Annotated in this window: 29 protein-coding genes; 17 read left to right on the top strand and 12 right to left on the bottom strand. The window is 53.4% G+C overall.

Going from position 1 to position 23,779, the window contains the following annotated elements:
* Positions 1–2 precede the first annotated feature (2 nt).
* Both JXQ85_RS09830 and JXQ85_RS09825 read left to right on the top strand, forming a co-directional pair.
* Positions 3–1,013: a branched-chain amino acid ABC transporter permease gene (locus tag JXQ85_RS09830; RefSeq protein WP_421749051.1), complete on the top strand. Its 1,011-nt coding sequence runs from the start codon at positions 3–5 to the stop codon at positions 1,011–1,013.
* Positions 1,010–2,311 carry a branched-chain amino acid ABC transporter permease gene (locus tag JXQ85_RS09825; protein ID WP_421748723.1) on the top strand — a complete coding sequence of 434 codons (1,302 nt, stop codon included), beginning with the start codon at positions 1,010–1,012 and terminating at the stop codon, positions 2,309–2,311. The genes JXQ85_RS09830 and JXQ85_RS09825 overlap by 4 nt, the downstream gene beginning before the upstream one ends.
* A gap of 83 nt (positions 2,312–2,394) precedes the next feature.
* On the opposite strand, the gene JXQ85_RS09820 is transcribed toward JXQ85_RS09825, so the two are convergent.
* Both JXQ85_RS09820 and JXQ85_RS09815 read right to left on the bottom strand, forming a co-directional pair.
* The gene (locus JXQ85_RS09820; RefSeq protein WP_421748722.1) at positions 2,395–3,021 is read right to left on the bottom strand and encodes a TetR family transcriptional regulator C-terminal domain-containing protein; all 627 of its coding nucleotides are present in this window, start codon (positions 3,019–3,021) and stop codon (positions 2,395–2,397) included.
* 85 nt (positions 3,022–3,106) lie between these two features.
* A complete protein-coding gene (locus JXQ85_RS09815) occupies positions 3,107–3,547 on the bottom strand; it encodes a winged helix-turn-helix transcriptional regulator (protein WP_421748721.1) in 441 nt (146 codons plus the stop codon).
* A 95-nt stretch (positions 3,548–3,642) separates the two neighbouring features.
* Here JXQ85_RS09815 and JXQ85_RS09810 point away from each other — a divergent pair, with 95 nt between their 5' ends.
* Both JXQ85_RS09810 and JXQ85_RS09805 read left to right on the top strand, forming a co-directional pair.
* Positions 3,643–3,990: a VOC family protein gene (locus JXQ85_RS09810; RefSeq protein WP_421748720.1), complete on the top strand. Its 348-nt coding sequence runs from the start codon at positions 3,643–3,645 to the stop codon at positions 3,988–3,990.
* A complete protein-coding gene (locus tag JXQ85_RS09805) occupies positions 3,987–4,385 on the top strand; it encodes a hypothetical protein (protein ID WP_421748719.1) in 399 nt (132 codons plus the stop codon). The genes JXQ85_RS09810 and JXQ85_RS09805 overlap by 4 nt, the downstream gene beginning before the upstream one ends.
* Positions 4,386–4,585: 200 nt before the next feature.
* On the opposite strand, the gene JXQ85_RS09800 is transcribed toward JXQ85_RS09805, so the two are convergent.
* Both JXQ85_RS09800 and JXQ85_RS09795 read right to left on the bottom strand, forming a co-directional pair.
* Positions 4,586–4,774, bottom strand: a complete 189-nt coding sequence (locus JXQ85_RS09800; protein ID WP_421748718.1) for a hypothetical protein — start codon at positions 4,772–4,774, stop codon at positions 4,586–4,588.
* 141 nt (positions 4,775–4,915) lie between these two features.
* Positions 4,916–5,284 carry a hypothetical protein gene (locus tag JXQ85_RS09795; RefSeq protein WP_421748717.1) on the bottom strand — a complete coding sequence of 123 codons (369 nt, stop codon included), beginning with the start codon at positions 5,282–5,284 and terminating at the stop codon, positions 4,916–4,918.
* A gap of 285 nt (positions 5,285–5,569) precedes the next feature.
* Between JXQ85_RS09795 and JXQ85_RS09790 the strand changes: the two genes are divergently transcribed.
* Both JXQ85_RS09790 and JXQ85_RS09785 read left to right on the top strand, forming a co-directional pair.
* A complete protein-coding gene (locus JXQ85_RS09790; protein WP_421748716.1) occupies positions 5,570–5,773 on the top strand; it encodes a dodecin family protein in 204 nt (67 codons plus the stop codon).
* A gap of 72 nt (positions 5,774–5,845) precedes the next feature.
* Positions 5,846–6,310 (top strand): HugZ family protein, encoded by a 465-nt coding sequence (locus JXQ85_RS09785; RefSeq protein ID WP_421748715.1) that lies wholly within the window; start codon positions 5,846–5,848, stop codon positions 6,308–6,310.
* A 63-nt stretch (positions 6,311–6,373) separates the two neighbouring features.
* On the opposite strand, the gene JXQ85_RS09780 is transcribed toward JXQ85_RS09785, so the two are convergent.
* A complete protein-coding gene (locus JXQ85_RS09780) occupies positions 6,374–6,610 on the bottom strand; it encodes a YdcH family protein (RefSeq protein ID WP_421748714.1) in 237 nt (78 codons plus the stop codon).
* Between the two features lie 112 nt (positions 6,611–6,722).
* Here JXQ85_RS09780 and JXQ85_RS09775 point away from each other — a divergent pair, with 112 nt between their 5' ends.
* Complete coding sequence (locus tag JXQ85_RS09775) at positions 6,723–7,283, top strand: REP-associated tyrosine transposase (RefSeq protein ID WP_421748713.1); 561 nt, start codon at positions 6,723–6,725, stop codon at positions 7,281–7,283.
* A 61-nt stretch (positions 7,284–7,344) separates the two neighbouring features.
* Here JXQ85_RS09775 and JXQ85_RS09770 read toward each other — a convergent pair whose 3' ends face one another.
* The 4 genes from JXQ85_RS09770 to JXQ85_RS09755 all read right to left on the bottom strand — a co-directional run bounded on the left by JXQ85_RS09770 (position 7,345) and on the right by JXQ85_RS09755 (position 12,607).
* Positions 7,345–7,941: a hypothetical protein gene (locus JXQ85_RS09770; RefSeq protein WP_421748712.1), complete on the bottom strand. Its 597-nt coding sequence runs from the start codon at positions 7,939–7,941 to the stop codon at positions 7,345–7,347.
* A 193-nt stretch (positions 7,942–8,134) separates the two neighbouring features.
* Positions 8,135–9,790, bottom strand: a complete 1,656-nt coding sequence (gene ettA / locus JXQ85_RS09765; RefSeq protein ID WP_421748711.1) for an energy-dependent translational throttle protein EttA — start codon at positions 9,788–9,790, stop codon at positions 8,135–8,137.
* Positions 9,791–9,895: 105 nt separating this feature from the next.
* Positions 9,896–11,395 (bottom strand): hypothetical protein, encoded by a 1,500-nt coding sequence (locus tag JXQ85_RS09760; RefSeq protein ID WP_421748710.1) that lies wholly within the window; start codon positions 11,393–11,395, stop codon positions 9,896–9,898.
* Positions 11,396–11,722: 327 nt separating this feature from the next.
* The gene (locus tag JXQ85_RS09755) at positions 11,723–12,607 is read right to left on the bottom strand and encodes a bifunctional helix-turn-helix transcriptional regulator/GNAT family N-acetyltransferase (RefSeq protein ID WP_421748709.1); all 885 of its coding nucleotides are present in this window, start codon (positions 12,605–12,607) and stop codon (positions 11,723–11,725) included.
* 84 nt (positions 12,608–12,691) lie between these two features.
* Here JXQ85_RS09755 and JXQ85_RS09750 point away from each other — a divergent pair, with 84 nt between their 5' ends.
* From JXQ85_RS09750 to queF, 6 genes are all read left to right on the top strand, one after another.
* A complete protein-coding gene (locus tag JXQ85_RS09750) occupies positions 12,692–13,306 on the top strand; it encodes a nicotinate-nucleotide adenylyltransferase (RefSeq protein ID WP_421749050.1) in 615 nt (204 codons plus the stop codon).
* 112 nt (positions 13,307–13,418) lie between these two features.
* The gene (gene dacB, locus JXQ85_RS09745; RefSeq protein ID WP_421748708.1) at positions 13,419–14,879 is read left to right on the top strand and encodes a D-alanyl-D-alanine carboxypeptidase/D-alanyl-D-alanine endopeptidase; all 1,461 of its coding nucleotides are present in this window, start codon (positions 13,419–13,421) and stop codon (positions 14,877–14,879) included.
* A gap of 232 nt (positions 14,880–15,111) precedes the next feature.
* Entirely contained in the window at positions 15,112–15,804 is a 693-nt protein-coding gene (queC, locus tag JXQ85_RS09740; RefSeq protein ID WP_421748707.1) for a 7-cyano-7-deazaguanine synthase QueC, read from the top strand.
* Entirely contained in the window at positions 15,804–16,160 is a 357-nt protein-coding gene (queD, locus tag JXQ85_RS09735; protein WP_421748706.1) for a 6-carboxytetrahydropterin synthase QueD, read from the top strand. The genes queC and queD overlap by 1 nt, the downstream gene beginning before the upstream one ends.
* A complete protein-coding gene (gene queE, locus JXQ85_RS09730) occupies positions 16,160–16,873 on the top strand; it encodes a 7-carboxy-7-deazaguanine synthase QueE (protein ID WP_421748705.1) in 714 nt (237 codons plus the stop codon). Before queD ends, queE begins: the two co-directional genes overlap by 1 nt.
* A 13-nt stretch (positions 16,874–16,886) precedes the next feature.
* Positions 16,887–17,354 (top strand): preQ(1) synthase, encoded by a 468-nt coding sequence (gene queF / locus JXQ85_RS09725; protein ID WP_421748704.1) that lies wholly within the window; start codon positions 16,887–16,889, stop codon positions 17,352–17,354.
* A 110-nt stretch (positions 17,355–17,464) separates the two neighbouring features.
* On the opposite strand, the gene JXQ85_RS09720 is transcribed toward queF, so the two are convergent.
* Positions 17,465–17,890: a tellurite resistance TerB family protein gene (locus tag JXQ85_RS09720; RefSeq protein ID WP_421748703.1), complete on the bottom strand. Its 426-nt coding sequence runs from the start codon at positions 17,888–17,890 to the stop codon at positions 17,465–17,467.
* A gap of 176 nt (positions 17,891–18,066) precedes the next feature.
* Between JXQ85_RS09720 and JXQ85_RS09715 the strand changes: the two genes are divergently transcribed.
* A complete protein-coding gene (locus JXQ85_RS09715; protein ID WP_421748702.1) occupies positions 18,067–19,710 on the top strand; it encodes a lysine--tRNA ligase in 1,644 nt (547 codons plus the stop codon).
* 53 nt (positions 19,711–19,763) lie between these two features.
* Here JXQ85_RS09715 and JXQ85_RS09710 read toward each other — a convergent pair whose 3' ends face one another.
* A complete protein-coding gene (locus JXQ85_RS09710; RefSeq protein ID WP_421748701.1) occupies positions 19,764–20,240 on the bottom strand; it encodes a DUF6428 family protein in 477 nt (158 codons plus the stop codon).
* A gap of 59 nt (positions 20,241–20,299) precedes the next feature.
* Here JXQ85_RS09710 and JXQ85_RS09705 point away from each other — a divergent pair, with 59 nt between their 5' ends.
* From JXQ85_RS09705 to JXQ85_RS09695, 3 genes are all read left to right on the top strand, one after another.
* Positions 20,300–20,614, top strand: a complete 315-nt coding sequence (locus tag JXQ85_RS09705) for an ArsR/SmtB family transcription factor (protein ID WP_421748700.1) — start codon at positions 20,300–20,302, stop codon at positions 20,612–20,614.
* Positions 20,615–20,664: 50 nt separating this feature from the next.
* Positions 20,665–21,057: a DUF4864 domain-containing protein gene (locus JXQ85_RS09700; RefSeq protein ID WP_421748699.1), complete on the top strand. Its 393-nt coding sequence runs from the start codon at positions 20,665–20,667 to the stop codon at positions 21,055–21,057.
* Between the two features lie 140 nt (positions 21,058–21,197).
* A complete protein-coding gene (locus JXQ85_RS09695) occupies positions 21,198–23,477 on the top strand; it encodes a glycosyl hydrolase family 28-related protein (RefSeq protein WP_421748698.1) in 2,280 nt (759 codons plus the stop codon).
* 23 nt (positions 23,478–23,500) lie between these two features.
* Here JXQ85_RS09695 and JXQ85_RS09690 read toward each other — a convergent pair whose 3' ends face one another.
* Complete coding sequence (locus JXQ85_RS09690) at positions 23,501–23,644, bottom strand: glyceraldehyde-3-phosphate dehydrogenase (RefSeq protein ID WP_421748697.1); 144 nt, start codon at positions 23,642–23,644, stop codon at positions 23,501–23,503.
* Between the last annotated feature and the right edge of the window lie 135 nt (positions 23,645–23,779).

Below are 23,779 nucleotides of genomic sequence, written 5' to 3'. Positions count from 1 at the left end.
TGATCGACATTCTCAATGCATTGGTGGCATTCACCAACTTCGTCATCATCCCGGCCTCAACTTATGGCGCACAGCTCGCGATTGGGGCGCTGGGCGTTACTCTGATCTACGGCATTCTACGGTTCTCAAACTTTGCGCATGGTGAAACCATGGCGTTTGGCACCATGGTTGTGATCCTCTTTACGGGGCTCTTTCAAAGCTGGGGCATCTCGCTTGGGCCTTTGCCGACCGCCTTGTTGGCCTTGCCCTTTGGTATCGCTGCTGCGGCGGCCATGGTGCTCTTCACGGATCGCACGGTCTATAAGTTTTACCGCCGCGTAAAAGCCGCTCCGGTGATGCTGGTGATCGTGTCGATGGGTGTCATGTTCATGATGAACGGTATTATCCGGATGATCATCGGGACCGATGACCGTCGCTTTGCTGATGGTGAGCGTTTCATCATGAAAGCACGTGAATTCAAAGAGCTGACAGGTCTTTCCGAAGGTCTGGCCATCCGCACAACGCAGGTTCTTACGCTTGTCGTAGCAGTTGCAACAGTGGCTCTGCTCTTCTGGTTCCTGAACAAGACTCGCACAGGTAAATCGATGCGTGCTTATTCAGACAACGAAGATTTGGCGCTGCTTTCAGGCATCAACCCAGAGCGTGTTGTGATGATCACTTGGTTGGTTGTGGCGGCTTTGGCCACCGTAGCTGGCACGCTTTATGGTCTGGACAAAAGCTTTAAGCCTTTCGTCTTTATGCAGCTTCTACTGCCGATCTTTGCCTCCGCGATTGTTGGTGGTCTGGGATCACCACTTGGCGCCATCGCGGGTGGGTTTGTCATCGCCTTTTCTGAGGTGACGCTGACCTATGCCTTTAAGAAGGTCGTGACCTATCTGGGGCCAGAGGGCTGGTCGCCTGATACTCTCGTGCAGCTTTTGTCGACCGACTATAAGTTCGCGGTGTCCTTCGCCATTCTGATCATCGTTCTACTGTTTAAGCCGACCGGTTTGTTTAAGGGGAAAGCGGTATGACAAATTCTCGTGCTCCACTCTATTTCGCCATCATGGGTGCGCTCATCCTTGGCGTGGGTATCTTTGAATCCTGGAACAATGCGCTCTTCATCCTGAACTTTGGTCTGATCTCTGCTATCATGGCGCTAGGTGTAAACCTGCAATGGGGCTACGCCGGCCTTTTCAATGTGGGTGTTGTGGGTTTTGTCGCTTTGGGCGGCCTGTCCGTTGTGCTGACCTCTGTGTCACCAGTTGGTGATGCTTGGGAAGCCGGCGGGATGCAAATCCTGATATCTCTATTGCTGGCCGTTGGTGTGATCGCTGGCGCGATCATTGGCTGGTCACGCCTGCCTAAAAACCTGCCGCGCGGGTTGATCGTTGCAATCTGGCTGATCGGAGGCTTCTTTGCCTTCCGTGCACTCTTTGATCCAGCGGTTGCCGCAATCGAAGCTGTGAACCCAGCGCAAGCGGGCTTCCTGGGTGGTCTGGGCCTGCCGGTTCTGATCGCATGGCCTGTCGGAGGTCTGTTTGCGGCTGGCGTAGCTTGGCTCATCGGTAAAACAGCCTTGGGCCTGCGGTCTGACTATCTTGCGATTGCCACGCTTGGTATTGGTGAGATCATCATCGCGGTTCTAAAGAACGAAGACTGGCTTAGCCGCGGCGTTAAAAACGTCAACGGTCTTCCACGTCCTGTGCCCTACGAAGTTGATTTGCAGCAGTCCGAAGGCTTTGTCAGCTGGATGGAACGCATTGGTGCGGATCCGGTCACCGGTTCGACCATCTTTGTGAAACTGCTTTATGCGGTGCTTTTCATCGCGGTGATCGTGCTGATCGTGACCCTGATGCAACTGGCGTTGAACTCGCCATGGGGCCGCATGATGCGCGCCATCCGTGACAACGAGACAGCGTCTGAGGCCATGGGCAAAGACGTGACAGCGCGCCATTTGCAAATCTTTGTTCTGGGGGCTGCAATCTGTGGCATCGCCGGTGCAATGATGACAACGCTTGATGGTCAGCTGACACCAGCGTCCTACCAACCGCTGCGCTTCACCTTCCTTGTATGGGTGATGGTGATTGTGGGCGGCTCTGGTAACAACTGGGGCGCTGTTCTGGGCGGTATGTTCATTTGGTTCCTATGGGTCGAGGTCGAACCGATCTCTATCTTCCTTGTGAACACATTGACCTCTGGCATGGACGCGACATCGCCGATCCGCGAAGGCCTGCTGGATCGGGTCGCATATCTGCGTCCGTTCACGATGGGTCTGATCCTGCTGTTGGTCTTGCGGTTTAGCCCGCATGGCTTGCTGCCAGAAAAATAAGCGACCGATTGATATCAAAAGAAAGAGCGCCTCTTGGGGCGCTCTTTTCGTATTAGCAATCTGATAAACGGTCAGTACTTAGATCAGTCCGGACGCAAAGCCTTTTCAAAAAGCGTGTTCAGATAGGCTTTACCATTCTCCAGAACCTGTTCACGGGGGCCAAGCAAGACCGCAAGCTGCGCATCAAAGTCCGCATAGTGCTGTGTTGTCGACCAAATCGATGTCAGCAGTTGGTGTGCATCAATAGGGGCCAAGCGCCCTGAATCCGACCAGCCCTGAATAACGGCGGCCTTTTCATCAAATAGGGGTTTGATGTCGGTTGCGATGTGATCCATCACGCGCGATCCGCCTTGGATGATCTCGGTGGCAAACAAGCGGCTTTCACGTGGGAAAAGCCGCGTCATTTCCATCTTGCGGTCGATATAGGCCAAGATTTCGCCAATAGGATCACCTGTTTCATCCAATGCGGTTAGCGGGTCCAACCAGCTGGCAAGCATTTGGTTCAGCAAGGTGACATAGATGTCTTCCTTGCCGTTGAAATAATACAGAATGTTTGGCTTGGATAAGCCTGAAGCATCCGCAATTTGATCCAATGTCGCGCCACGAAAACCATGCTGCGAGAACACGTCTAGCGCAGCATTCATGATCAATTCGCGATTTCGCTGCTGAATACGACTGAGTTTTTTAGGCTCAGTATTTTCGTCTGCCATCAATAAGTGCCCCCCGGTGACAACTCAGGTTAATCTTGCGCGGGCGGCAGGTCTAGCGCCTCAGTCGGAAAATTTCACTCAATGGTCAGATTTTCCCGGAAAATTTCGTATTAACCTTGTCAATTTCAAGCTCATACCATGCCACGGCGGCTTTCGGGTCCTTATTGAAAAAAGGGGCAAAACTGCTGGGGGCTTGAGTTTCGCTGTCATGTTGCACCGACCAAACCATCAAGCCTAAGAAAGCAGGTAGCAGATCGCGTGCCTTACGCGTTGGTAGGTAGAAGACACGACTGCGTTTTTCTGGGTCCTTGTGGCGGGTCAGCATGCCCGTTTCTTCCAACTGAGCCAAACGCGTGGCAAGGATATTGGTCGAGATACCTTCTTCAGATGCAAGGAATTCTCCGTAGTAACGTTTGCCGTGCAAAAGCACATCGCGCAGCAGCACAAAGCTCCACTTGTCGCCAAAGACACCCGCCGCATAACGCACCGGGCAACCATTCCATTCAATTGCCGTCTTCTGAGCCATGGGCCTAATGTAGGTATTCTAAAAACACTTGCAAATCAAAAGCGACTCGCTGTATCGATAAATCACTTGCAAAATGAAAGTGAATTGGAAAGCCTATGTCCTTACCCTTTGTCTGGTTTGACAACCTCAACCCCGCGCGCGCCGAGACGGAACAGTTTTTAGAAAAGACCTTTGGATGGTCTCAGCAAAACATTGGTCCGATGACGTTTCAGACCGCAGAAGGGGAGATGCCCTTTGCGGCGATCTGCGATCAAATGGATGGTCTGACAGGTTGGGTGCCCTACGTCGAAGTGGATGATCTGCAGGCCGAAACGGATAAGGCACTGGCCAATGGTGCGACCCTGCTTGCCAAGGATTTGGTTGGTCCTGCCGGGACAGCCACATTCCTGCGCGATCCGGGTGGGGTTGCGCTTGCGATTTGGAAAAGAGGGGCCACGTCATGATGGTGCATGTGGTGTCTGTTGTGGCCTTTATGGTGGTCACATTTGCCGTTCAGGGGGGGTCGCATTTTGTCATCAACAAAGCGCATTTTGCTGAGATTGATATCATGCGGCCTCAGATCATAATGCCCCTTGGGTTCCTGACCATGGCAATTCAAGCCAGCATCATCAGTCTGGCTTTAAAACAATGGCAGGGCGCAGGTGTCACGCTGTCTCATGCCATGATCTTATCGTTGGCTTTTGGCTTATTTTTGGCGAGCTATATGGCCTTCACCGAAGCTGCAAAGTTCAATGTCCCGTCAGTCCCAGCTTGGATTGTCATCGAGCTTTCGACCTCTGTAGTGCAGTTTTTAATCTTTGGAGTTGTTTTGGGGCTAATTCACCGAGCGTTTGCGTAATGCCTTGTTCACAACACAAAAGGCACCGCTGGGGGACGGTGCCTTTGCGCAAGTCGAGGGAGACTTGATTTAGGGGAAGCGTTCGGGTCGCAGAGGAGGGACAGTCCTGGATCCGAACGCTTCGAATGGGCGCGACTAGGCGTGATGCCCCCGGCGCCATTGTAAAGTCAGTATTAGGTTGGGGGACCCAATTGGGAGAGTTAAGAGACCGAAGCGTCAGTATCGCGGCGGTTGCGCTGCGAGAGTGCCAGAAGGGTCAGGACAGGGAGTGCAATCGCGCAGAATGTGTAGGTCTGCAATGCGGCTATGCCGCCAAAGCCTAGAACCATCTGCATCACCGCACCGGTGATACCTAGCAAGCTGCCGAAAAGAAACGTCACAATTGCCATGTTCCACTCCATCTTCTGGAAGGTTATCGCCGCTTTCTGCTGGCCAAGGTCTCTGTGGACTATGATCTGACTATCGGAATCAAATGGGGCGCGAATGTGGCGCAGTCTGGGCCACTTGATGAAAGTGGCAAAATTTTGCGCCTATTGTGCGCGCCGCAAAAGGCAGAGGCTTGTGATGCCTGCGAAGGCAAAGGCAGAAGTCACATGCCAGCCGAAAAACCAAAGCGTGCCTGCAAATCGGTCCTCGGCAAAAGTCGCCGCAAATTGCGTTTGCCCGTATTTGGCAACAGCGAAGCCAACCAGGGCCGTAGCGATCAAAAGAATGGCGGCCACCATGTGCCCCTTGCTGATCCAATGAACGGCGACGCCCAGAGCCAAGCCGATGAGGGCGCCGGTCATCAGAACTTTCTGACCCCACCAGGGGTGGGCCCCGAACTGCGTAGGGATGTCAGCCAGCCAGGCAAGTAATGCGAGACCAAGGGTGGTGAGAACAGCAATGGCGTATTTCATGACTAGATCGCGGCCCAATCTGTAAAGCGGTAGGGTTTCGGTTTGCGTTCGGCATCAGGCGCCGGGGCGGGGTGTTTTTTCGGGTCTTGGTTAGGCATCTTGGTCTCCTCTCTGCCATCGACGTGGGGGTGTTGGCACGTCGGAACCAGAGATGTTTCAGATATTTGGCGCGCTCGTGAGCAGATGTGCTTGACTTAGGGCGCGGGGAAAGCCGGGCCGACTTTCCCGTGATCTGCCTTGTGGCGACGCAGTACTTGTTAGGAGAACATTCAACAGGAGATCTATATGTCTGTCGCACGCGTAACCGAAATTATCGCCTCTTCCCCGAAAAGCTTTGACGATGCATTGGATGTGGGCGTTGCCCGCGCCACCAAAACTCTGAAGAACGTCACAAGCGCTTGGGTCCAAGACCAAAAGGTTGTCATCGATGGCGGCAAAATCAGTGAATACCGTGTCACACTGAAAGTGACCTTTATTCTGGCCGACTAAACCAGCACCTGACTTGGGCGTGAAGTTTGTGCATCCCTTGGCTTGCGGGATATGACCTGCTAGCCAAACAATATGACGCCCAAGGATCCATTTCGAGCAATAGATGACGAAGCCCGCGCCATCATCGCGCGGCTTATGACAGCGAGCCATGCGGCCTTGGCTGTAAGTCGAGAGGATGGCACGCCTTCTGTGACACGCGTGGCCTTAGCCGTGGATAAGGACAATGTCCCTGTCGCTTTAATCTCTGATTTATCTTTACATACAAAGGCTTTACGCAACGCACGCTCCTGTGCGCTTTTGATCGGGGAGCCGGGCGAAAAAGGCGATCCGCTGACCCATCCACGGCTGACTTTGCATTGCGCGGCGGAGTTTGTAGAGCAGGGCAGCGAGGCGCATGTTGCGCTGCGCGCGCAGTATTTAGAGCAACGGCCCAAGGCGAAGCTCTACGTGGATTTCGCGGATTTCCACTTTGTGCGATTTAAGGTGAAAGACGGGTTGCTGAATGCGGGATTTGGCAAGGCCTATAGAATTCCGTAGAGCTGGGTCGCCATCTGGGTGGGTGAAGTGCGAACCGGCCCTACGGTGCTCCTTGCGGTTGGGTTAGGTGGTGAGCATCCGGTAGATCTCATCTTTCAGGGCCGCGCGTTTCTTGCGCAGCTCTACTTCAGCCAACTCCTCAACCGGTTCCACATTGGTTTCTGCGCGATGCACGGCGCGGTTCACGTCGTGGTAATCATCCGCCAGCCGCGCGAAATGCGGGTTGGCTTGTTTGAGCTCTGAGAGTTTTAGAGCGTGTTCTGGAAATTCTGCCGCCAGTTCATGTGGGGTGTGACCCATGAGAGTTCTCCATTCAGTGAAGTCTGATTGCAGCGTAGCGGGGTTGTGGTGCGCGCGATTTGATGGGGATCAAATTGGTGCGGAAATATCGTAGGCCGGGCTTCAGCCCGGCATGTACAACATTTCATTAACCACGCCGAGTCATGTTGGTCGCATGTCAGATTATATCCGCCCAAAAATCCCTGGAGCGACTGTGTTCTGCACCGTTGTTTTAGCCCTCCGTGGCTCGTCATTGCTTGTAGATCACATTGATCTTTTAAGAGAATCTGTCTTTGAGATGAGGTCAGTTCGCCTGTTTCAAATCGATGCGTGGGTGGTTTTGCCGGATCACATGCATTTCGTTTGGACCTTGCCGGAAGGGGATTGTGATTTAGGCGTGCGGATTGGCGCGATGAAAGCGCGGTTTACAATGAAGCTCCGTAGGGCGGGCTTCAGCCCGCCAACCACGTTCCCCGTTGTCCGAAATGGCAGATTTGCCGGGCTGAAGCCCGGCCTACGCGAAACGAAACGGGAAAGCGCCGTCTGGCAACGCCGGTTTTGGGAACACCACATCCGCAACGAAGACGAGTTCCGCGCATATGTGGAGTATTGCCATATCAATCCGGTGAAACATGGGTTTGTGGAACGCCCCGAAGATTGGCCATATTCTACGGTGCATTTACGCGGGGTGTAGGGGGGGGTACCCCACCGATGCGAGAGGGTTGCGGCGGCGGATGGTGGGTTGGAAACCCACCCTACGATTCACCAGATTTTTCTTTTCGCAGACGGCCGCCAGCCTCAATCATTTCAATCGCGTCTTGTCCGATTTGCGCAATACTTTCAAAGAATCCGGTGTATTTGAATTCGTAGCCATGAAGAATGGCAATTTTGTTGATTGGATCAACAAGGCGTAGGATTTTTTGGTGTGGCGCGGATACTTTATCGACAGATCCAATAAAACCATCGATGAGTTCTCCGTATGTTTCGCTTGCACAGAATTTGTCCAAGCGTTCGTCCAAATGGACAATGCTGTGCCTCAGTTTTCGGTCTTTTATTCTAGCAACCGATAGCGGATCAAATGACTGACGAAGTGTCTGTCCTCTCACCTGAAGTTTTTCATTCCTCGGGTTTGGCCAAAAAAACGAAGAAACACTAGCAGCTTGCGTTACTGCTGAGAAAAATTCGTAACATGCCGCGTCGGCGGTATGTGTCTCCAAATTCCCGGCTAGAAAATCATTGTAGTGCCGGATACTTTTGGAAGCCGCATTTCTGATAGCATTCAGATAAAATATCTCGTGGTACGGTAAAATTCCCGCAAACTCTTTGTCAATTCGTTCTCTAATAGACTGCATTGAACTTCCTAATAAAAAAGGCGACCCCAATCAGGACCGCCCCAAAATCTTACCGCGTAAACTTCTTATGCTCCAAGCGCTTCGGCAAAAACCGTTGTTGCGCCTTCGCAACGGGGTGCGCCCGCGTTTCAGATTTACCGAAACGCTTCCGTGCACTCCTTGAACTCAAACGGCAATCCCAAGCAACCCACCCTTAGCGGGTGAATTTCTTATGCTTCAAGCGTTTAGGCTCCAGCGCATCCGCGCCAAGCCTACGCTTCTTATCTTCTTCGTAGTCTTCAAAGTTGCCTTCAAACCACTCCACATGTGCTTCGCCTTCGAAGGCCAGCATGTGTGTACAAATCCGGTCGAGGAAGAAACGGTCGTGAGAGATCACAACCGCGCAGCCGGCGAAATCGACAAGCGCGTCTTCCAGCGCCCGCAGGGTTTCCACGTCGAGGTCGTTGGTCGGTTCGTCGAGCAGCAATACGTTGCCGCCTTCTTTCAAGAGACGCGCCATGTGCACGCGATTGCGTTCACCACCGGACAGCAGGTTCAGCGGTTTTTGCTGATCGCCGCCTTTGAAGTTAAACGACGAACAATAGGCGCGGGAGTTGACCTGCGCGTCGCCCAGCTCGATGATTTCGGACCCGCCGGAAATCGCTTCCCAAACGGTGTCTTTGTCGTTCAGATCATCGCGGGACTGGTCAACGTAAGACAGTTTCACAGTGTCGCCATAGGTGACGGAACCAGCGTCCGGCTGTTCCTGACCGGTCAGCATTTTGAACAGTGTGGATTTACCGGCGCCGTTGGGGCCGATCACGCCGACAATACCGCCCGGTGGCAGAGAGAACTCCAGCCCTTCGATCAGCTGCTTGTCGCCATAGTGTTTGGACAGACCTTCGACCTCGATCACCTTGCTGCCCAGACGCGGACCATTCGGGATAACGATCTGTGCACGACCGACCTTTTCGCGTTCGGACTGACCGGCCATCTCATTATAGGCCGCGATACGCGCTTTGGATTTCGCCTGACGGGCTTTCTGGCCCTGCTGCATCCATTCAAGTTCGCGTTCCAGCGTTTTCTGCTTGGATTTGTCTTCGCGCGCTTCCTGCGCCAGACGTTTGGCTTTCTGTTCCAGCCACGCGGAATAGTTGCCCTCGTAAGGGATGCCTTTGCCGCGGTCGAGTTCCAGAATCCAGCTGGTGATATCGTCGAGGAAATAGCGGTCGTGGGTCACACAAAGGATGGTGCCCTTGTAGTCGATCAGGTGCTGTTGCAGCCAAGCGATGGTTTCCGCGTCCAAGTGGTTGGTCGGTTCATCGAGCAGCAGCATGTCTGGGGCTTCCAGTAGCAGCTTGCAGAGCGCAACACGACGGGCCTCACCACCGGAAAGGTCAGAGATTTTCGCGTCATCCGGTGGGCAGCGCAGGGCTTCCATAGAGACATCCACCTGACTGTCCAGATCCCAGAGGTTCTGCGCATCGATATCGTCTTGCAGCTTGGCCATCTCTTCGGCGGTCTCGTCCGAGTAGTTCATCGCCAGCTCGTTATAGCGATCAAGAATGACCTTTTTATCAGCCACGCCCAGCATGACGTTTTCACGTACGGTCAGGGTTTCGTCGAGCTTTGGTTCTTGCGGCAGGTAGCCAACTTTGGCGCCTTCTGCGGCCCAGGCCTCACCGGTGAAATCCTTATCAAGGCCGGCCATGATTTTCATCAGCGTGGATTTACCCGCGCCGTTGACACCGACCACACCGATTTTCACGCCGGGCAGGAAGGAGAGGTGGATGTTCTCAAAACATTTCTTGCCGCCGGGGTAGGTCTTGGAGACCCCCTGCATGTGATAGACGTACTGATAAGCTGCCATGTCGGGCTCCGGAAATTAGGGGATTCTGATGCGCGCGTGCGCGTTGGAGCGTGTGATAGCGGATGGGGTGGGGGATGGCAAATGGGGAGGGCTTTGAGCGTTCAATTACAGTAGCTTTTTTGAGCCGATCATGCCGATTTCGATGCAAGAGTAGTCATCAGCTGGTTTGAAATATATTCGAACACATTTATCGGGTGATGTCCCATCCGTTACTTTAGTGTGAAGGTCGAATTCTTTTGAAACCCCTTCAATCAAAAAGGTATGCAATCCGGCGTTTGCTCTGGTTTGACTTTCGCCGCTACAGCTACATCCCTTTTCTTCGAGCCATTGCACAATATCTTTCCCAATCCGACCTTTGTTTCCTTTCAAAGTCCGTGCGAGATCGTACAATGCGACTAAGTGAGATCGGATTTTGTGAGTTAGAGTCGGAACTTCTGTAATCGACGAAAGTTGATCGTCTAACTGGTCGGGAAACTTGAGGTGATCACCAGATATTTTTCGCACATCTTCAATTGCTTCTTTTAAATTTGTGTATTCATCCTCTGGCTCTTCAATGGCATCCGAACTCCGAGAGCTGGTTAGCAAGTGCTCCAATTGAGCCGACAGATTTTCGTTGTCGGTTCTTAAGCTTTCGTTCTCTTCTCGAAGCTCGTCATTTTCGGAAGCGTAAATTTCAGCAAGCTTCGAGTCGTCTCTGAGCTCTTCGGTAGCCTTTTTTACAGCTTCGAAGGCATGTTCCCTGTATGCTCTTTGAAAGGATAAAATGGGTTTTGCGCGCGGAACCAAGCTTGAAATGTCTATAACTGGCCTAGCGATAATTTTCCCAAGCTTCCAGTCTGAGTTTTCTTGGCTTAGGTCCAGGTTACGGAAGTTGGCTGACGTCCATAGTTTGTGCCGAAATGGTGAATCGGTCTTATCAAGATTAGGCCAGTACAAACGTATGGCTGCCCCATATACAGACCACTCGTTTCCAAGCCGTTCGGATAGGCTCCAACTTGCATCCTCTGAAATCGAGCAAACGTGCGCTAGTCCTGTGGCCGAAAATTTCAACCTGTTGGACAAACCGGTGACCAATTCCCTGCCATCCGACTGAGAAACAACATAAACCGGGAGTCTTCTACGACCGTCTTCTATGAGCCGTGCGAGAAGTTCTACGTCGTCATCTGTGTCGACGGTAAAGACCTTGGGAAACAATTTGTCTGCGTTCTGACGATAATGCCATCCGCCAGTTTCATTTAAAAGAGACTTATAGAATGCCGGTGCTTGGACGTTTATGTATGGCCGAGCAAGGATACCATTTGGGTTTCCGGCTCCGATATCAATTTCGATGTGGATACCGTCAGTGTCTTCCAAGACAAAAGTATTCGTTCCAATCTGATATTCACGATGGCGCTGGAGAGTGTTCACTCTAAGAAGTTTACTGTCTTTGAGTTCTTCAGTTTTTCTGGTGACTCTCGCCGGCTCACCTGTCTTTGCGATTTTGTAGCTGCCTTCGACCTTGCAAAAAGTTGTTGCAATCCAGCTGTTTACTCTATCTTCAACAAATTCAAAATTTAAGTTACTTCCATTGGGTTGGAATGCTTGGAATCTTGCAGCGGTTCTCATCTTAAGCCATCCATGAATCTTTTGAATTTGAAATTGGATCCAGTCTAAGTTGTTGTTGATTTTATTGAAACCCTTTTTGGTTGTGCGGAATGGCCGCAATTACAGATCGTTGTGTAATCGCTTCGCGCCCACCCAGGGTCAGGCGCCGCCCTTTGTGGGGATGTCAGACCAACAACATGCGTAGGCCGGGCTTTAGCTCGGCTTTGTAACGTTGGCCGGATGGGTGCCGGGCTGAAGCCCGGCCTACGTTGATATGTGGGATGGTGGGGTGGAACCCCACCCTACGGAGGATGAACGCGCCGTTTCGAAAATACGTAGGGTGGGGTTTTACCCCACCGGCACCGGTTTTTCGAAAAACAAATCCGGGTAGGGATCATCATTGAACCGCTCAATCTGCGTCCAGCCGGTTTTGCGGTAAAGCTGTTCCGCCTCGGGCAGGGCGGAGTTTGTATCTAGTCGCAGTGTGGTGATGCCTAGCTCGCGCGCAGCGACCTCGCATTCTGTCAGCAACCTTTGCGCCAGCCCCATCCCGCGGGCGGCGGGGCTGACCCAAAGCCGTTTGATCTCTGCCACTTCCGTTCCAACACCCTTCAACCCGCAGCAGCCCAGCGGTACACCATCGGACATGGCCACATAGAACGCTCCCAAAGGCGTCATCATATTTGTGGCTTCCGGGTCGCGGGAGAGAGAGACATCAAACCCTCGTTCAAACCGCGCTTCGAGTTCTGCGTAGTAGCTTTCCAGACAGGTGATGCTCTGGGCCGCGCGTGGATCCATGAGGGTGACCTTTACATGGTCGCGCGTGAAGGCGGAAGCGATCAGGTCCATGGCGCTCAGCAGCTGTTCGGCCTGCGGGCGGCCCGCCAGCAGCGCAGAGGCGTGGTCATCAGAGAGCGCATCATAGGCGTTAAACTCGGTGCGGCCTTTGTCCGTCAGGTCGGCATGGCGTTTGCGGGCATCTTGGGTATCCGAGCGGAAAGTGATCAGCCCTTCGGCCTCTAAGCCTTTGAGCATCCGGCTGAGCACAGCTTTATCCAGCCCCAATTGAGTGCGGATCATACCAATGTCGCTGCCGAAATGGCCAATCGCATGGATGACACGGGCCACGCCCAAGGGGCGTCCACGGCCCAGAAAAGAGCTGTCCAAAACCCCGAGTTTTGCGGTCACCGCGCGGTTAAAGCGCCTAATGCGTTGAATATCCTGATCTTTCATGTTGTTGACATAAGTCAACTATACGCGCGCGGTCAAGCCGGTTTTGGGCTGGACAATCGCGTGGCGGCGGATTCTATTGCGCCTATGAGAAAGCGCGTGACACATTTAGAACCGGGCATGACCGTGGGTTTGCTTGGCGGGTCGTTTGATCCGCCGCATCAGGGCCATGTGCATATCACGCTGGAGGCGCTGAAGCGGTTCAATCTGGATCGGGTCTGGTGGCTCGTGAGCCCCGGTAATCCGTTGAAAGAACGTGGTCCCGCGGCGATTGCGCGGCGGATGCAGGCGGCGGAAGAGATCATGCAGCACCCGCGGGTGACGATCAGCGATTTTGAGGCACGAGCCGTGACGCGGTATACGGCAGAAACGGTTTTGCGCCTGAAGGCCAGCTATCCCGGAGTGCGCTTTGTGTGGCTGATGGGGGCGGATAATCTGGCGCAGTTTCATCATTGGAAAGACTGGCGATTGATTATGGATACGGTGCCTGTCGGCGTATTGGCGCGTCCGGGGGACCGGATTGCCGCGCGTACCGCGAAGGCTGCTGATGTGTACCGCGATTACCAGATCAAGGGGCGTCACAGTCAGATATTGGCAACGACGCCTGCACCTGCGTGGTGTTTTGCCAATGTCCCGATGAGCAGCCTCAGTTCGACCCAGATCAGGGCGGCGGGGAAATGGGACGTCCCCGGCAAGGAATAGATCTGCCTAACAGGTGTTGAATTTTCAGTGAAAATTCGCTGCATGCGCTTGCCTTCGCTGTGCGAAATCGTACAGTCGCGCCATGTCGAATTTGCCTTCAAGACGTTTTCTTTTGGCTGGCTTGGCCAGTGCTGTCGCCACGCCGTTGTGGGCGAACGCTCCGCTTACATCGTTAAGACCGAAACTGCGTCCGAAAAGTATCGTACAAGGCGCGATCGCGACACCTGAGGAATTGGTCGCCGAGGCCAAGTTGGGTGGATCCGTCAGCTTCACTGTTGCAGAGCTTGGCAGCGGGCGCATTCTGGAAACAACGGGATTTGGTGTGGCTCTGCCGCCGGCCAGTGTGTCAAAGGCTGTGACGGCTTTATATGCTTTGGACGAGCTGGGACCGGACCACCGGTTTGACACAAAGATCGTGGCCAGCGGACCGATTGAAGATGGCGTTCTGAAAGGTGATTTGGCGCTGGTCGGCGGTGGCGATCCGACATTGAACACGGATGGCATTGCGCGGTTGGTCAGCCAATTGGTCATACATGGATTGAAACGTGTCGAGGGGCGTTTGGTCGTCTACGGCGGCGCGCTGCCCTATGTCGAAGCCATTGATCCGGGACAGCCGAAACATGTGGGCTATGCAACGTCGGTTTCAGGGATCTGTTTGAACTTCAATCGCGTGTATTTTGATTGGAAAAAGGTCGATGGCCAGTACAAAACCGCGATGGAAGCGCGCAGTGAAAAGCATCGCCCAGCGGTGCGGGTTGCCAGGGTTGCGCTAAGCGAACGGAAGGCTCCGGTCTTTGACTATGTTAATGTGGATGGCACCGATCATTGGTCTGTCTCACGGCATGCTCTGAACAATGAAGGGGGCCGTTGGTTGCCGATGCGTCAGCCTGAAGTTTACGCAGGTGAGGTTTTGCGGGAGCTGGCCAAGGGGCAGGGGATTTCGATGCCCGCACCTGTGAAAACAGCCAGCCGCCCAACAGGGCAGGCGCTTGCCGCAGAGCAAAGCGCGCCATTGGTTGCGATCCTGAAGGATATGCTGCGCTATTCAACGAATATCACCGCGGAAATGGTTGGTCTTGCCGCGACCCGTGCACGGGGCACTTATGCTGCTTCGTTGCGGGCTTCTGGTCGCGAGATGGAGGTTTGGGCGCGGGCCACTCTGGGGATCAACACCGCAAAGTTCGTGGATCACTCGGGCCTTGGCGATCGATCGCGGATCCGGTCAGATGAACTGGCAAAAGCGCTGGCGATATTGGCAAAGAAAGCGCAGATTCACCCGATCCTTCGCAGTTTTGCAATGAAGGACGCCAAGGGGCGGCCGATCAAGAACCATCCGATTGCGGTGAATGCCAAAACCGGAACCCTGAATTTTGTAAGCGGTCTTGCAGGTTATATGACGGCCCCGTCTGGGCAGGAGCTCGCTTTCGCCATATTCTCGGCCGATACCGAGACCCGGGCGGGTCTGTCGCGCGCGCAGCGGGATCGGCCTAGGGGGGCAAAAAGCTGGAATAAGCGCGCCAAGATCCTTCAGCAAAAGCTGATCGAGCGCTGGGCGGCGCTTTATGTAAGCTAAGGCTTTGCAGAGGTTGTAGGTTTCGCAGGCCTTGGCATGGGGTGGGTGCTGACAAAGCTGCAAGCCCTCTGAAACCTCGACATTCTAAAATGCCACACAACTATGCGCCCGGTCGCGGCCTAAGCCTATTTTCCCTTTTCATAGTGAAAATCCCCTGCTAAACGCCGCCCGTTCGGGATGGTCCCGGATACCGGTCGCAGCCTACCCGGATTGCTAAAACAAGGATCAAAATATGAAGACTCTTGTCATCTGCTCAGGCGGATTAGATTCCGTGTCGCTGGCTTATAAAGTGGCAGCGGAATATGAATTGGTGGGGTTGATCTCGTTTGATTACGGGCAGCGTCACAAAAAAGAAGTGGGCTATGCGGCCCGCGCAGCGGAGCGCCTTGGTGTACCGCATGACTTGATTGATATGACGGCGATTGGCGCGTTTCTGTCTGGCTCGGCTTTGACGGATGACTTGGATGTGCCGGATGGGCATTACGCCGAAGACAATATGAAAGTGACTGTGGTCCCGAACCGCAATGCGATAATGTTGGCGGTGGCCTTTGGTGTGGCAGCGGCCAAGGATGCAGAGGCTGTGGCAACAGCTGTGCATGGAGGCGATCACTTTATCTATCCTGATTGCCGTCCGGGTTTCATCGAGGCTTTCCAGAAAATGCAGGATGCGGCTTTGGAAGGCTATGCGGAGGTCAAACTCTACACGCCTTTTGTGCATGTGCCGAAATCTGAAATCGTCGTGGAAGGTGCAAAGGTGAATACGCCCTTTGCCGACACGTGGTCTTGCTACAAAGGCGGCGAGAAACATTGCGGGCGCTGCGGAACCTGCGTGGAACGCCGCGAGGCTTTCCATCTTGCAGGTGTTGAAGATCCAACAGACTACGCCGATCCTGATTATTGGAAATCTGTGGTGGAGGCCTCCTGATGTACCGTATTGGCAAAGAATTCTACTTCTCGGCCAGCCACCAGCTGACCGATCTGCCTGAAGGCCACCCTTGCACGCAGTTGCATGGTCATAACTATATTGTGACGCTGGAGCTGGCCTCAGAGACGCTCGACAAAACCGGTTTCATTGTTGATTTCAAAGAGCTGAATGCGCTGAAAGATTGGATCGACGGCACTTTGGATCACAAGCATCTGAATGATGTGTTTGATCATCCAAATGTCACGACTGAATGGCTCTGCAAAGTGATCTATGACTGGTGCAAGGAACGTTGGCACCAGACCAGTGCAGTGAAAATCCAAGAGACGCCAAAAATCTGGGCGGAATATCGTCCGTAATGCTGCGTATCGCTGAAATATTTGGGCCGACCATTCAGGGCGAAGGCGCTGTCATTGGCGCGCCAACCGTCTTTGTGCGGGCAGGGGGCTGTGACTATCGCTGCGCGTGGTGTGACAGCCTGCATGCGGTCGACAATGAATACCGCCACACTTGGGCCAAGATGACCACCGAAGAGGTCTGGGCAAAGATCGAACGTCTTTCGGGAGGCGTACCTCTGACGGTCTCGCTGTCTGGCGGCAATCCGGCTATTCAGGATTTTGGCCCGCTGATCGCATTTGGCAAATCCAAGGGCTACGGTTTTGCTTTGGAAACGCAAGGGTCCGTGACGCGACAATGGTTCTCTGAACTCGCCCCGCTGATCCTGTCGCCCAAACCTCCTTCGTCTGGCGAGACTGTAGATTGGGAGAAGTTTGATGCCTGTGTGAAGGATGCGGGCAAGGCTGAGACCGTCTTGAAAATCGTTATCTTTGACGATGCGGACTATGCCTGGGCGAAAGAGGCCGCAGCGCGCTATCCCGACCTGCCAGTTTACATTCAACCGGGCAACCACACTCCGCCACCGCCAGATGCAGAAGATGCCGAAATCGACATGACGGGCATTATGGATCGCTTTGAGTGGCTCATAGATAAAACCTTGGCGGACCATTGGTTTGCCCCAAAAATCCTCCCGCAATTGCATGTCCTGATCTGGGGCAACAAACGCGGCGTTTGAAAAGGACACTGATATGGCTGAAGAAAGCATCTACGCGGGCCTGACCCAATTGGGCGGCAAAACTGATCTGCCAACCTCCCCCGAGGAAGCGGTGATGGAACGCGTGCCAAACCCGCAAAAAGGCACTGACTACGCCGTGCGGTTCACAGCGCCTGAGTTTACCTCATTGTGCCCACTGACCGCGGCCCCTGATTTTGCGCATATCGTGATTGACTATGTTCCGGGCGATTGGCTGGTGGAAAGTAAATCCCTGAAACTTTTCTTGGGCTCCTTCCGCAACCACGGCGCGTTCCACGAAGATTGTTCAGTCACCATCGGCAAACGCATCGAAGAGCTGCTAGCGCCCAAATGGCTGCGCGTTGGTGCCTATTGGTACCCGCGTGGCGGCATCCCGATTGATGTCTTCTACCAAACCGGTCCAGAACTTGAGCATGTCTGGATCCCGGACCAAGGCGTGCCGACGTATCGCGGTCGCGGCTAACAAAAAAGGCGTGGCCACAAAATGCCACGCCCTCTCATTCTTCTTGTGAAAATACTTTGGGGTGAATTGGCTAAAATCCAAGAGGGGCGAGGCCCCTCCAACCCCAACAATCAAAGCGTCATATGCCGCGCTCGCGCGCCACGCTCGATGGCCGCTGCATGCAAACGATCTATCGCTAGCTCATAGCGGATTTCTTCCAGAAGCCGCAGTTCCTGCTCCAGAATCTTTCCATCCGCAGCCGCCACATCACAAGCCAGCGCGTAGGACGTTTCAAAGAGCTCTTCGGGTAGATTGTCCCGCACAAGACCAAAGAGCGCTGCCAGCCCATCTTCTTGTTCAAAAAGATCAAAGACCGTCTGTGACACCACTGTCAGCCGGTCGATATCGTAATTTGCAAAGACCGGCAGATTGTTCACCGCTGACTGAATTTTGATCAGCTCCGCTGTGCGGATGTTTTCATCAGAGGCGGAGATTGCCACCATGACAGCCACAAGGCAGTCCTGCGGGGTCCATGGATGTGGGGCTTCTTGCGTCATAGTCTTGGCTTTCTGTTAAGCGCTTGTATTGATCTTACGATATGGCGCGGGGGCAATGCGGGCAAGCGTAATTCCTGATTGGATGACCCAACAATGATTGACCATGCTGCGTTTGCGAACTAACTAACGCCGGTCGCTCCTGCATGGGGTAGGGCGGCGATTTATTGGAGAAAACAATGTCTGATCTGCGCGATGCTGCGATGAGTTCAAAAGCCTGGCCCTTTGAAGAAGCGCGCCGGGTGCTCAAACGCTATCAAAAGCAGCCGCCAGAGAAGGGATATGTGTTGTTTGAGACAGGCTACGGTCCATCCGGCCTGCCGCATATCGGCACCTTTGGTGAAGTTGCGCGCACAACCATGATCCAGACCGCGTTTGAGGTCATTTCAGACATCCCGACCAAGCTGATTTGTTTTTCGGACGATTTGGACGGTATGCGCAAAGTGCCGGGCAACGTGCCCAATTCAGAAGCAATGCAGGAGCATCTGCAGAAGCCTCTGACCTCGGTGCCTGACCCGTTTGGTGAATATGAAAGCTTTGGCCACCACAACAACGCCATGCTGCGCCGGTTCTTGGATACCTTTGGGTTCAAGTATGAATTCTACTCGGCCAAAGAATTCTATGCCTCCGGTCAGTTCGACGAGGTGCTTAAGCGCGCCGTTGATAGATACGATGAGGTCATGGCGGTGATGCTCAAGTCTCTGCGCGAAGAGCGCGCAGCGAGCTATTCCATCTTCCTGCCGATCCACCCGGAAACCGGCCGTGTGCTTTACGTGCCGATGAAAAAGGTCTGTGCCGAGACTTACACCATCACCTTTGATGATGAAGACGGCAAAGAGTGGACCCTGCCTGTGACTGGCGGCAATGTGAAGCTGCAGTGGAAGCCTGACTTTGGTGCACGCTGGGCGGCGCTGGGTGTGGACTTTGAAATGTATGGTAAAGACCATTCCACCAACACGCCAATCTACGACAACATTTGCCGGATTCTGGGCCATCGCGCGCCGGAGCATTTCACTTATGAATTGTTCCTGGACTCCAATGGTCAGAAGATTTCAAAGACGTCTGGCAATGGTATCTCGATTGACGAGTGGCTGACCTATGCATCAACTGAAAGCCTTGCATACTTCATGTATCTGAAGCCTAAAACGGCGAAGCGGATGCATTTTGATGTGATCCCAAAAGCTATGGATGAGTATCATCAGCAGCTGAATGCGTATCACAAGCAAGACGTGAAGGGGCAGCTGAACAACCCAGTATGGCATATTCATGGTGGGGATGTTCCGCAGTCTGATATGGTTGTGCCGTTCTCGATGTTGTTGAACCTGGCAAGTGCGTCTTCTGCGGAAGACACAGAAACCATGTGGGGTTTCATCAATAAATACGCGCCAGGTGCGACGCCAGAAACCCATCCGGGCATGGATGCGGCGGCGGGTTTTGCTGTGCGCTATTTCCATGACTTCGTGAAGCCAACCAAGACCTTCCGCGCGCCGACGGATCAGGAGCGTGCAGCATTGCAAGCCTTGGCGACGGCGCTGTCCTCGGAAGAGGCGGCTTTGGCGGCCATTGCTGAGAAAAACAAAATTGTTGGCAATGACGATCCACTTCCAGAGGCTGATTTCACAAGCGATGAATTCCTGCAGTCCGTGGTATTTGCGATTGGTAAAATCCACGAATTTGATCCGCTGCGCGCTTGGTTCTCTGCGATCTATGAAGTGCTGTTGGGCGCCTCTCAAGGGCCTCGGTTTGGGGGCTTTATTGCGCTTTATGGCGTGCAAGAGACCATCGATTTGATTGAAAAGGCTTTGAACGGCGATTTCGTTTAAGCAGTTCAATTTGAATAAAGAGAGAAGGGCAGCGCTGGACGCTGCCCTTTTTGTTAGCAACAGGCCGTTTGGGTTTTACATGTTGCAGGGCCACATGTTGCGCCCGCGGCCAATGCGGGTTTGCAGACAGCGCCAGCTGGGACCAATGGAAGGCGGATTTCAAAATCGGTGACTACCGGTTCGCCAAGCGAAAAGATTTGGAGCCCTTCGTTACCCGGCGAAAACTCGACTTTCACGTCTGCCCAATCGAGATCGGGCAGTTCCTTGAGCGAATGTTTCAGAATGCCAGCAAGCTTTTGTACGCTCATATGGCGACCAATTTGTCCGTCCAAAAGCTGCAGAGCGACTTCGTGGAAATGGCTGATATTGCCGCCACAATCGATGCCGGAGACCTGAGCGGCTTTAATTTCGGTCAGATGATACCCCGCGCCAATGGCGGTTTTATCTGTGAAGTAGATCACCGGCAGATCCGCGGGCGCGGCCTCGAGCCGAGTAACAAGTGTGCTGAGTTTCATGGTCAGGTCTTTCATTTCAACGATTCTTGAAATATATTACATGAGAAGCATAACATTTCAAGAGTTGTTGAAATATGATCGAAGCAGAAGCGTTGAAAGCCCTTGGGGCCCTGTCGAATGAAAGTCGGTTACGGGTTGTGAAGTGCCTTGTCGAGGCTGGCAACACTGGGCTGAGTGCTGGCGATATTGCTGAAAAAATTGGCGCGGCTCCGTCTCGCGCGTCGTTTCATCTGACTGCGCTGACAGAGGCCGGATTGGTACACTCTGAGAGGGAATCTCGAAGTATCCGCTATTTTGTGCGCTTTGAAGCGATGGGTGGATTGGTGCAGTATCTGCTAGAAGACTGCTGTGCTGGCAACGCCAGAGTTCGGCAATGTTGTGGAGGATAGGGCCGGCTGATTTAATGGATCGTGCGGCCATTCAATGAGGAGGAAAGACTATGCGTTTGGTTTTTGCATCGATTTTGATTTGGTTCGCGACGTTGGCTATGGCGCAGCAAGACGGTATTCGCGCGACCATTGATGCCCAAATTACCGCCTTTGAACGAGGTGATTTTGGACAGGCGTTTGAGTATGCAAGCCCTTATATTCAAACGATGTTTGGGAGCTCTGATCAGTTTGAAACCATGGTGCGGTCTGGCTATCCTATGGTTCTTGCACCAGCGGATGTGCGTTATTTTGATTTGACCGAAGAACAGGGTGCTTATTGGCAGAAGGTTCTGTTTGAAGATCAAGCAGGTGCGACGCATCTATTGGAATATCAAATGATTCAAATCGCGGGTACTTGGCGCATCAATGGAGTGCGGTTTGTCCCATTAGGGCCGTCTGCATAGGCCCCTTTTGTGCTATGCGAGGGCAACGTACTCTGCTCTGAAGAGCGGTTAATCTAATTCATTTTACCTTTTCGCAAGCGATGTGAGGCTGCCGGCATGTGTCGGAGCTCACGAGGCTGGGCAACGAAAAGGGATGTCAGATGAACAAAGCGATCACGGATGGTGTGGTGTTGATGCCACCCGCTTTCAGTGCGGGTTTAGATGTTTGGTCAAGCGGTGACGGAACGCCGGGGTCAAACACATATGATGGTGCTGTGAATGCAGCCTTTGTTCCGGCAGATGCGGATTTCAGCGGTTGTCTGGAGTTGCAAAAAACCGAAGCCACGCAGCATTTGCGCTATATGGGTCAGACGCCTTTGCTGCCCGGTTGCTATCTGCAGATCAAAGCTCGCGTCAAAGCTATGAGTGGCGCATTACCCAATGTTCGAATTGCGGCCTGGGCGGGAGGCTCAAGTGGCCATGTTGAGGGGCTGCCAGAAATTGGACCAACCGTGGCAATGTCGGCTTATGGCGAAGTTGTAGAAGTCACAGCGATTATCGGGTCAGGGCAACGCGGCGGCGTTGATATGGCCTGGGGGACCGAACCGATCTATGCGCATGTTGGGCTAGACCTGTCCGGAGCGACCGGGGGTATCGTACGCATCGATGACATTGAAGTGGTGGATATCACTTCGGCCTTTCATCGGGATATGATGGCCATGGTGGATGTGCGTGATTTCGGCGCGAGGGGCGACGGGGTAACGGATGACACTGCAGCTTTTGAAGCTGCGAATGCGGCGGCCGATGGGCGCACAGTTCTTGTTCCTGCTGGGACGTATCTGCTGAGCGGTGGGATGACTTTTACTGAACGTGTGCGGTTTGAAGGCACGGTGACCATGCCGCGTGAAGTGATTTTCAGCCTGACCAAGAATTTTGATTTGCCAGCCTATATCGATGCCTTTGGCAATGAGCAGTTGGCATTTGAGAAAGCTTTTCAATCGCTGTTGAACAACTCGGATCATGAATCCCTAGATTGCGGTGGCCGCCGGATCACTATTACGTCGCCAATCGATATGCAGGCGATTGTGCCAAACCGCACAAGCTATGCTCAACGCCGCAATATTCTGAATGCGCAGTTTTATGTGTCCGGTGATACCGAATGGCTGTCTGATGAAGTCAGTTCGGTTGCAACCTATTCGACATCCAATTCGCGCTTCCTGACTGGCGTGACAAATGTGGCCAATGTGCAGGTTGGGTCTCTAGTGGAAGGCAACGGTGTTGGGCGTGAGGTCTATGTGAAGGCCAAAAACGATGCCACCCAGGAGGTCGAGCTGAGTGTGCCGCTATATGATGCCAGTGGAACCCAGACCTATACGTTCACGCGGTTCAAATACATCATGGATTTCTCGGGCTTTGATAAGCTGACGCGCTTTTCACTGTCGCATGTGGATTTGCTGTGCAACGGCAAAGCCAGCGGTATTTTGTTGCCACCCTCAGGTGTGATTTTCCATGTGCGCGACAGCTGGATCACTCGGCCACGAGATCGGGGGATTACCAGCCACGGGTTGGGGTGTCAGGGGATGTTGATTGACCGATGTCAGTTCCTGACCAACGAGGCGACAATGCGTTCTCAGGATCGCGCGTCAATTGTGCTGAACACCAACGCAAATGACGTCAAGCTGCGCAACAATCGCGCGACGCAGTTTCGGCATTTTGCGGTGCTAGGCGGGTCTAATAGCACCGTGATCGGCAACCATTTCTTTCAGGGTGACACCGAGACTGCCGGCATACGGACGGCCGGGATTGTGATCACCAGTGGTTTCTGTTCCACAACGATATCAGGCAATTACGTCGATAATTGTTCCATCGAGTGGACCAACGAACATGACGCAAACCCTGATTTCACCTCTGGATTTTCCTTTGCGGCACTGAGCGTGGATGAAAACCTGTTCCTTAGCGGAAATGTGGCACCTTGGTTCTCGTATTTGGTGATCAAACCCTATGGCACGGATCACTTCATTGGCGGCCTTAGCGTGAGTGGGAATAAATTCCGCAGTCTGGACGGCAATATTGATCGCGTGGATCGAGTGGACGAAACTTTTGCCTCGCTTAATATGGCCAAAGGCAAGAACATCCGGGTGGAAGGTAACACCTATCATCAGATTGATACGCCGATCTACAACCCGTTAGTGGTGTCCCACGATCAGAATTCTGCCGCGAGTGCATGGACGGTGAACACCGATGGTCAACTGCCGTTTGGCGGACAGGCGCGTACAGTGGAGTCGGTGGTCACCACGGGGCGACTACGTACCAGCAACAATCAGACCCGCTGGACTGTGCCTTATGTTGACTTGCAACAAGGGACAAACGGCGATCAACTGCGATTGAATTGGGAAGAACCCTTACACGGTGAGGTGACAATGCGGGTGTCTATGACCTGAGTACGAATTGGCCTTGCGTGACCTTAACGCCAGAAGGCGAGCCATTCGACAAAGAGCGCGAATTTACGGGCCAAAAAGAGGCCTGCTGCGCCATCAAGCCAGATCATATCGGCCCCAACCGCAAGCACCACAACAACACCGAGACCCACTGCAATGGAATTGGTCATAGGGTGCGCCTTTCTTATCTGCCGGTTGGTTGTCTTTGGTCTGGCTCTGGTATGCCCGAGAGGGGGGTGGCGCGCAACTTTCAATGACAGGACTTGGTGGTGTGATCTGCCAGATGAAACGTAAAACGCCCGGCG

It is taken from the genome of Cognatishimia sp. (assembly GCF_049116455.1).
Taxonomy (GTDB): domain Bacteria; phylum Pseudomonadota; class Alphaproteobacteria; order Rhodobacterales; family Rhodobacteraceae; genus Cognatishimia.
This window is presented reverse-complemented; position numbering and strand designations above follow the sequence as displayed.

Excerpts from the sequence above, each read along its gene's own strand:
- JXQ85_RS09715 (WP_421748702.1), top strand. The coding sequence starts at position 18,067 with ATGTCTGATCTGCGCGATGCTGCGATGAGTTCAAAAGCCTGGCCCTTT.
- JXQ85_RS09700 (WP_421748699.1), top strand. The coding sequence starts at position 20,665 with ATGCGTTTGGTTTTTGCATCGATTTTGATTTGGTTCGCGACGTTGGCT.
- JXQ85_RS09750 (WP_421749050.1), top strand. The coding sequence starts at position 12,692 with ATGAGAAAGCGCGTGACACATTTAGAACCGGGCATGACCGTGGGTTTG.
- JXQ85_RS09775 (WP_421748713.1), top strand. The coding sequence starts at position 6,723 with ATGTACAACATTTCATTAACCACGCCGAGTCATGTTGGTCGCATGTCA.
- queE (WP_421748705.1), top strand. The coding sequence starts at position 16,160 with ATGCTGCGTATCGCTGAAATATTTGGGCCGACCATTCAGGGCGAAGGC.
- JXQ85_RS09800 (WP_421748718.1), bottom strand. The coding sequence starts at position 4,774 with ATGGCAATTGTGACGTTTCTTTTCGGCAGCTTGCTAGGTATCACCGGT.
- JXQ85_RS09710 (WP_421748701.1), bottom strand. The coding sequence starts at position 20,240 with ATGAAAGACCTGACCATGAAACTCAGCACACTTGTTACTCGGCTCGAG.
- JXQ85_RS09720 (WP_421748703.1), bottom strand. The coding sequence starts at position 17,890 with ATGACGCAAGAAGCCCCACATCCATGGACCCCGCAGGACTGCCTTGTG.
- JXQ85_RS09785 (WP_421748715.1), top strand. The coding sequence starts at position 5,846 with ATGACGCCCAAGGATCCATTTCGAGCAATAGATGACGAAGCCCGCGCC.
- JXQ85_RS09690 (WP_421748697.1), bottom strand. The coding sequence starts at position 23,644 with ATGACCAATTCCATTGCAGTGGGTCTCGGTGTTGTTGTGGTGCTTGCG.
- JXQ85_RS09790 (WP_421748716.1), top strand. The coding sequence starts at position 5,570 with ATGTCTGTCGCACGCGTAACCGAAATTATCGCCTCTTCCCCGAAAAGC.
- JXQ85_RS09755 (WP_421748709.1), bottom strand. The coding sequence starts at position 12,607 with ATGAAAGATCAGGATATTCAACGCATTAGGCGCTTTAACCGCGCGGTG.
- JXQ85_RS09770 (WP_421748712.1), bottom strand. The coding sequence starts at position 7,941 with ATGCAGTCTATTAGAGAACGAATTGACAAAGAGTTTGCGGGAATTTTA.
- JXQ85_RS09760 (WP_421748710.1), bottom strand. The coding sequence starts at position 11,395 with ATGAGAACCGCTGCAAGATTCCAAGCATTCCAACCCAATGGAAGTAAC.
- queC (WP_421748707.1), top strand. The coding sequence starts at position 15,112 with ATGAAGACTCTTGTCATCTGCTCAGGCGGATTAGATTCCGTGTCGCTG.
- JXQ85_RS09780 (WP_421748714.1), bottom strand. The coding sequence starts at position 6,610 with ATGGGTCACACCCCACATGAACTGGCGGCAGAATTTCCAGAACACGCT.
- JXQ85_RS09695 (WP_421748698.1), top strand. The coding sequence starts at position 21,198 with ATGAACAAAGCGATCACGGATGGTGTGGTGTTGATGCCACCCGCTTTC.
- JXQ85_RS09805 (WP_421748719.1), top strand. The coding sequence starts at position 3,987 with ATGATGGTGCATGTGGTGTCTGTTGTGGCCTTTATGGTGGTCACATTT.
- JXQ85_RS09795 (WP_421748717.1), bottom strand. The coding sequence starts at position 5,284 with ATGAAATACGCCATTGCTGTTCTCACCACCCTTGGTCTCGCATTACTT.
- JXQ85_RS09825 (WP_421748723.1), top strand. The coding sequence starts at position 1,010 with ATGACAAATTCTCGTGCTCCACTCTATTTCGCCATCATGGGTGCGCTC.
- JXQ85_RS09815 (WP_421748721.1), bottom strand. The coding sequence starts at position 3,547 with ATGGCTCAGAAGACGGCAATTGAATGGAATGGTTGCCCGGTGCGTTAT.
- JXQ85_RS09810 (WP_421748720.1), top strand. The coding sequence starts at position 3,643 with ATGTCCTTACCCTTTGTCTGGTTTGACAACCTCAACCCCGCGCGCGCC.
- JXQ85_RS09705 (WP_421748700.1), top strand. The coding sequence starts at position 20,300 with ATGATCGAAGCAGAAGCGTTGAAAGCCCTTGGGGCCCTGTCGAATGAA.
- queD (WP_421748706.1), top strand. The coding sequence starts at position 15,804 with ATGTACCGTATTGGCAAAGAATTCTACTTCTCGGCCAGCCACCAGCTG.
- ettA (WP_421748711.1), bottom strand. The coding sequence starts at position 9,790 with ATGGCAGCTTATCAGTACGTCTATCACATGCAGGGGGTCTCCAAGACC.
- queF (WP_421748704.1), top strand. The coding sequence starts at position 16,887 with ATGGCTGAAGAAAGCATCTACGCGGGCCTGACCCAATTGGGCGGCAAA.
- JXQ85_RS09820 (WP_421748722.1), bottom strand. The coding sequence starts at position 3,021 with ATGGCAGACGAAAATACTGAGCCTAAAAAACTCAGTCGTATTCAGCAG.